The following is a 6,283-nucleotide window of genomic DNA, read 5'->3' as shown; positions in this document are numbered from 1 at the left end:
CCCGGCGGTCTCGCACGGCGCTGTGCGCCCTGCTCCCGCCGTCTGGGGTGGTTCACACGTTCGGACCGATGGTTCCGCGCGGCCCCGGACCGGTCTGGGCGCAGGTCGCTCAGCCCGCCCCGGCGCGCCGGTCGGGGTCGGGATTGGACGCGGCGGCGGGCGGTCGTCTGCGCCGACCGGGTCGGAGGCATGCGACCCTTCCCGCACGCGACGCAGCCGTTCGGCGTGGCGGCGTGCCAGACCCCAGTCGCGATGCCGCTGGTGCACTCGGCGGAACTCGTCACACTCGGGCGAATAATTGCGGGATGCAGTCCGGTCGCGCATAGCCGCCAACTCGGCCGTCGTGAACAATTGAAGCTGCCGCATGGGTCCATTATTCCGGCCCGGCCGACAATTTTCAGCCCTGGTCGGCACTCGATCATGCCAATCCGAAATCGGCGCCGAAATACCTCGGTCGCGCCGCACGTTCAGGCCTCACACCAGCCTTGCCGGCTATGCGTTGTCACATGAGGTGGGCCGAATCGGGCGAGACTCGAATTGCATGATGCATGCCGCATGCCCGCTTTCGAACACCAGCGCGCTCGGGAGCCGCAACAAGCCCTCGCCAGGAAATACCCCACGCCGGGAACCACCGCGAGCCTGGAGATACCCCAAGCCTGCAAACCATCTCGAGCCAGGAGATATCCGGAGGCCCGCAAACCACGACGAGCCAGCAGATACCCCATGCCCGGAACCACCACGAGCCAGGAGATATCCCAACGCTCGGAAACCACCACGAGCCAGCAGATACCCCATGCCCGGAAGCCACCACGAGCCATGGAGATACCCCCACGCCCAAAACCACAGTGGGCCGCCGCGAAGGAGGGGACGCCCACAAGCGGTTGGGAACCACAAGGAGCGCCCGCCGACAGGCACCCCCGCTCGGTCCACAACAGCCGGTGCGACCAATCCCGCCGCGAAGCATTCGCCCTTACGAGCCGAGAGCGGGCCCCGTCTACCCGATAGCCACCGTCAGGTTGGTGAGCTCATACGACGCGATCTCCTTGCGAATACCCACCCTCGGTGGCGTCACCATCCGCAGGCCCGGCATCGCGAACAGCTTCCGCAAGAAGATATCCGTCTCCTGGATTGCGATATAAGCCCCCGGGCACCGATGCGCCCCATCGCCGAACGACAGCCCCGCGTCCCCCACCCCCTCCGCCAACGGCCGGGCCGGGCATACCGCTCCCGGGTCCTGGCCCACCGCCTCCGGGTCCAGGTTCGCCGCCGCCACCCCGATATCCACCCTGGCCCCCGCCGGGATAGTCACCCCACCCGCCCGGATCTCCGCCGTTGTCCAGCGGGCCAGATTGGCCACCACCGGTTCCAGGCGGAGGATTTCGTGCAGGATCGCCACGCGCTGCTTGTCGTCGCCTTCGCGGTACGCCTCGCGCAGGTCATCGTCCGTGAACAGGTGCCAGGCCGCCAGCGTGATGAATTCGCGGGTTGTCACCATTCCCGCCGCTGCGAAGGTCACGCATTCGCCCAGGATTTCACTGCTTGTGCAGCCTTCGCTCAGCAGATGGCTGATCAGGTCGTCCTTGCTCTTCGCGCGGCGGGCCTTGATGGCCGGGCGGACGTCGCGCCAGAAGAACAGCGCCATGTTGGTGTTGGAGCGGATTTCCTTCCACGAGCGGATCAGCCGGTTCGGGCTTTCCTTCTCCTCGAAGAAACGGTCCAGCCGGCGGGCCATGCCCGGGCCGCTCTCGGTCAGGCCGATGACTTCCGCGGCCACCGCCACCGCCAGGCGGAAGGACAACTGCGAGAGGTCCGCGGTGCCCCGGCTGCGGAGAGTCTCGCACTGTTCGTCGGCGAGCCGGTCCATCAGGGACGCGTACGCCGTTTCGACGCGTCTCGGGGTGAAGTATTTCGCGGTCTGGCGGCGGTGTTCGCGGTGTTCCGGGCCGTCGCGGTAGAGCACCGGCATGCGCATCCGGCCCTGGAGTTTGGCCGCGTTCTCCACGCCGAAGCCGGCCTGCCGGGTTTCCGTGCTGCGCAGCATCGCGCGGGCGGTCGCGAAGTCCTGGATGTGCCAGACGTCGTCGGCTCCGGCGTGGACCGGGCAGCCGGGAGCCAGGTCCCCTCGTGCGATTTTGCGTTCGGACTCGACCGGGGTCTCAGCTGACATGGCATTGATTCTCGTCGCTTTGCCGAGCGGTGTCATCATTGTGCACCGGCACGGCAGAAAGGCCCCACCCTCGCGGGTGAGGCCTTTCCGGTTGATGCACGAGTGGATCAGAAGACCGAGACGCCGTAGACGTTCAGGGCCTCGACGACCGGCTGGAAGTACGTGGTGCCGCCGGAGGAGCAGTTGCCGCTGCCGCCGGAGGTCAGGCCGTACGCGGTGCTGCCGCCGTAGAGGGAGCCGCCGCTGTCGCCCGGCTCGGCGCAGACGGTGGTGCGGATCAGGCCGGAGACCGAGCCCTGGGCGTAGTTGACCGTGGTGTTCAGCGCGGTGACGCGGCCCGAGTGCAGGCCGGTGGTGCTGCCGCGGCGGTACACGGTCGTGCCGACGGCGGGGGTGCCGGCCGACGTGATGTCCACCGAGCCGACGCCACCGGTCTTGGTGATGGTGGTGTTGGTGTAGCGGACGATGCCGTAGTCGTTGCCCGGGAAGCTGGTGCCGGCCCGGGTGCCCAGCGTGGTGGAGCCGTTGGTCCAGGTCGTACCGGCGTTGGTGCAGTGGCCGGCGGTCAGGAAGTAGTTGGTGCCGGCGCTGTTGCGCACGTTGAAGCCCAGCGAACAGCGGCTGCCGCCGGTGTAGATGGCGTCACCACCGGAGATCGTGGTCCGCAGCGTGCCGGGGGCCGCCTCGAAGGAGGCCTTGTCACCGAGCTTGGCGACGAGCGCCTTGACCGCGGCGAGCTTCGCGCCGGTGACCGTGCTGTCCGCCGTGACGACGATCTTGTTGCTGACCGGGTCCAGGCCGAACGAGGTGCCGGGCGTGGTGAGCTCGGCCTTCAGGGTGGCGTCGGCGGCGGCCAGGGCGGCGCCGCTGTTGGTGACGTAGCGGGGGATCGCGCCGGCGGCACTGACCGACTTGGCAGCGGCGGCGTCGGTCACGTTGACCACGACCTTGCCGGCCGAGTCCACGTACGAGCCGGCGGCAGCCGCACCGAGCTGGGTGTCGATCTTGCTCGACAGGGCGGAGGGGGCGAAGGACGGGTCGGCGGCGGGGCCGACCGGGGCGGCAGACGCGGGTGACGCGAACGCGCTGCCCACCAGCAGCACGGCGGCGAGGCCGACGATCGGTCGGCCAAGCTTCGAGCCGGGGTTACGCACAGGTTCCTCCCAGGGGGACGGGGGTACGCCGGGGATCTCCGGAGTACCGGTGCCTCCCTGAGTATTGAGCGGTTTCGATACGGACTCAAGGCTGATCAATGTTTCCACAATGTGACGAAGATGCCCGTCAAAGCACCCCTGAACTGCGGAAACAGTCGCGTCATATCACCGGGCTATGCACATTTCGGGATGCCGGAACGGCGTACCGGGGCTCATGCGGCCATCCGCAGACCGGCCGGGATGCGCAGATCGGTGACCAGTCGGCGGGCCTGCGCGCGGATCTCCGGCACCGCGGTGGTCTCCCACCGCGCGCCCCGCCGCAGCGCCCCGATGACCCAGAGCCGGTCGTGCGCCCGACCCGCGGCGCCGACCAGCCGGCCGACCGGGTCGATGTCCAGGCCGAGGCCGTGCGGGCCCACCCGGGCCAGGCCCGCGGCGAGCAGCCCGCCGATCAGCGGACCGGCGGCGCCGGGGAGCCGGCCGGGACCGGCGCAGTTGACCACCGCGGCGAAGCCGGCCAGCCCGGGCCAGGCCGCAACCCCGCCGGCGCGGATCTCCAGCAGCCCGGCGGCGCGCAGCTCCACCACCCGGGCCGCGACCGCCGGCGCCATCCGGTGCCGGTGACACTCCCACGGCCGGGCCAGGTGCCGCAGGAAGGCGTCCTGCTCCCCCGGCGTGAGCGCACCCCACAGCTGGTCCAGCAGCGGGCGCAGCCCGTCCACGATGGGCCGCCAGTCGCCCGCCTCACCGGCGGCGGCGCGGACGGCCCGGACCACGTCGCGCAGGGTGGCGCAGTCGTCGAGCGCCGGCACCGTCGGCGGGGCCGCGTCCGCGGTGTGGGTCAGCGGCAACAGGCCGCGCCGGCTCACCGCGATCACGGGCGCCGTCCGGCGCCCGTCGGCGGTCAGGGTCAGGGCCACGTCGACGGCCGTGAGCCCGGTGCCGACCAGCAGCACCGGCCGGTCGGCGGGCAGCGCCTCGAGGACCCCGGTACGCCACGGGTCGGTCACGTACCTCCGGTGGTCGATCCGCTGGCGGGCGGCGGCCGGGCCACCGGTGGCCAGCACCACGTGGTCGGCGCGCACCGCGCCGCCGTCGTCCAGCGCGACAGTGCCGTCCGGGGTGATCGCCGCCACCCGGGCCCGGTGCACTCGTAGCCGGCCGGGGTGGGCACGGGCCGTCTCGTCGAGCACCGAGCGCAGATAGCGGCCGTACTCCGCGCGGGGACGGAAGGCGTCGGCGGTGGTGCCGGCCCAGCGGGCGAAGTGGCCCGGGTCGTCCGGGTCGGCGCTCATCGCCCCCGCCCGCGAGTTCAGCAGGTGCCACGGCCGGGCGTTGCCGTACGCGACCCCGCCCCCGGGTTCGCCGGGCCCGATCAGCACCACGTCGTCCTCGCCGCCCCGGAGGAGCTCGCGGGCCACCAGGACCCCCGCGCATCCTCCGCCGACCACTGCCACCGCACGACCCATGACGCCCCCTAATCTCCTATCAACACGATAGGCAAAACAGGGTTTAGGCGCCAGCGACCCGCCGCGTTGGCGCCGGCTCAGACGTCGGCGAACGTGATCTGCGCGTCGTCGGACAGCCGGTAGCCGACACCGTAGACCGTGGTCACGAACTCCGGGTCGCCGAGCTTGGTGCGCAGCCGGCTGACGTGCACGTCCACCGTACGGACGGTGGTATGGGTGTGCCCCCAGACGTGGCCGAGGAGCTGGCTGCGGCTGAACACCTGACGCGGGTTGCGGGCCAGGAAGAGCAGCAGCTCGTACTCCAGCCGGCTCAGGTCCAGCCGGCCGCCGTCCAGGGTCACCGTGCGCGCCCGGGTGTCGAGCTGGAGTCCGGTCACGTCGGGCCGCACCGCCGGCGGCTGCCGCTCGGCCGGCGAGAGGTCGACGTCCGCGCCGGGGCCGGCCGCCGCGACCAGGTCGCGCAGCGCTGCGAGGACCCGTTCGCCCTCCTCCGAGCCTGGTGCGCCCAGGGTGATCGTGACGGTGACCGAGGAGTCGGGGGTGGTGACCGCACGCAGGCGGGCGGCGCGGGAACGACCGGCACCACGGCGGACCGGCGCGGTGCGGGCGTGGGACAGATCGGCGACAGCGAGAACGGACATGGTTTCCCCTTACGGAGGAGGTGGCCGCCAACCGGGTCCCGGCCGACGTCTGAACAATACTTTTCCCATGTATGGGATAGGTTTATAGACGCACAGGTGCGCCGATGGATCATCCCTTCGGGCTACCGGGGCGCTCGCGCCGCGACGGGCGGCGGGCGCGTCGATCACCGGTCGATCAGCAGGCGCGACACCGTGCGCTCGCGCATCGGAGAAGATCGATGGCGAGGCGGGACGTGAGTCGTACGTCGCGCAACTGCATGTCCCCAATCCTTCACTCTCGGCTGTCGAGGGTCAAAACAAATCCACCATGCGGGAGTATTTTCGAGGTAAAGCATCGACGCAAGAAAAGGTGACGGCACGCACAAAAAGCGTCCCGTTCAGGGGGCCACCGGGCGGCGATCTCCGCACGGACCGCGGGCAGCACTTCCCGGCCGCAATCGACGGCGCGTCCCGCGGATCGTAACCCCGGATCGGGAACGTGGTCTCGCCCTGGTCGTGATGGTCGATCAGCGCCCGGCGACCGTGCCGGGCGTGCCGACCGACACGGTGGAGTCGCCGGCCCGCGCCGCCGGCCCGCGCCGCCGGGCCGCGCCGCCGGGCCGCGCCGCCGCCATCCACAGCGCCTGATGGTGCCGCTTCCCTCCACAGCGCGGTCGTGCCGACCACCATCCACAGTGCCAGGTTGTGCCAAATGCCCATCCACAGTCCCCGGTTGAGCCGATGCCCGTCCACAGTCCCCGGTCGAGCCGATGCCCATCCACAGTCCCCGGTCGAGCCGATGCCCATCCACAGTCCCCGGTCGAGCCGATGCCCATCCACAGTCCCCGGTCGAGCCGATGCCCATCCACAGTC

General features: G+C 70.8%; 5 protein-coding genes. 1 reads left to right on the top strand and 4 read right to left on the bottom strand.

Translation table 11 applies throughout. The annotated features are described in order from the left end of the window. Positions 1 to 994: 994 nt before the first annotated feature. The 4 genes from ACIBQZ_RS40790 to ACIBQZ_RS40775 all read right to left on the bottom strand — a co-directional run bounded on the left by ACIBQZ_RS40790 (position 995) and on the right by ACIBQZ_RS40775 (position 5,431). Positions 995 to 2,167, bottom strand: coding sequence for a cytochrome P450 (locus tag ACIBQZ_RS40790; RefSeq protein ID WP_396094325.1), 1,173 nt, complete (start codon positions 2,165 to 2,167; stop codon positions 995 to 997). Positions 2,168 to 2,274: 107 nt separating this feature from the next. Then, entirely contained in the window at positions 2,275 to 3,321 is a 1,047-nt protein-coding gene (locus tag ACIBQZ_RS40785; RefSeq protein WP_396094324.1) for a S1 family peptidase, read from the bottom strand. Positions 3,322 to 3,533: 212 nt separating this feature from the next. Next, positions 3,534 to 4,790 carry an FAD/NAD(P)-binding protein gene (locus ACIBQZ_RS40780; protein ID WP_396094323.1) on the bottom strand — a complete coding sequence of 419 codons (1,257 nt, stop codon included), beginning with the start codon at positions 4,788 to 4,790 and terminating at the stop codon, positions 3,534 to 3,536. A gap of 77 nt (positions 4,791 to 4,867) precedes the next feature. Next, on the bottom strand, positions 4,868 to 5,431 hold the full coding sequence (locus tag ACIBQZ_RS40775) for a winged helix-turn-helix domain-containing protein (protein ID WP_396094322.1): 564 nt from the start codon (positions 5,429 to 5,431) through the stop codon (positions 4,868 to 4,870). 498 nt (positions 5,432 to 5,929) lie between these two features. Between ACIBQZ_RS40775 and ACIBQZ_RS40770 the strand changes: the two genes are divergently transcribed. Next, positions 5,930 to 6,058, top strand: coding sequence for a hypothetical protein (locus ACIBQZ_RS40770; protein WP_396094321.1), 129 nt, complete (start codon positions 5,930 to 5,932; stop codon positions 6,056 to 6,058). The last annotated feature ends 225 nt before the right edge of the window (positions 6,059 to 6,283 follow it).

Origin of the sequence: Actinoplanes sp. NPDC049599 (assembly GCF_044465625.1) — a bacterium.
Lineage (GTDB): Bacteria > Actinomycetota > Actinomycetes > Mycobacteriales > Micromonosporaceae > Actinoplanes.
The sequence above is the reverse complement of the archived record's forward strand: the minus strand, read 5'-3'. Positions and strand labels throughout refer to the sequence as shown.

Bases quoted from the DNA above. Each gene is read 5' to 3' on its own strand.
- ACIBQZ_RS40780 (WP_396094323.1), bottom strand. From the start codon at position 4,790: ATGGGTCGTGCGGTGGCAGTGGTCGGCGGAGGATGCGCGGGGGTCCTG.
- ACIBQZ_RS40770 (WP_396094321.1), top strand. From the start codon at position 5,930: ATGGTCGATCAGCGCCCGGCGACCGTGCCGGGCGTGCCGACCGACACG.
- ACIBQZ_RS40790 (WP_396094325.1), bottom strand. From the start codon at position 2,167: ATGTCAGCTGAGACCCCGGTCGAGTCCGAACGCAAAATCGCACGAGGG.
- ACIBQZ_RS40775 (WP_396094322.1), bottom strand. From the start codon at position 5,431: ATGTCCGTTCTCGCTGTCGCCGATCTGTCCCACGCCCGCACCGCGCCG.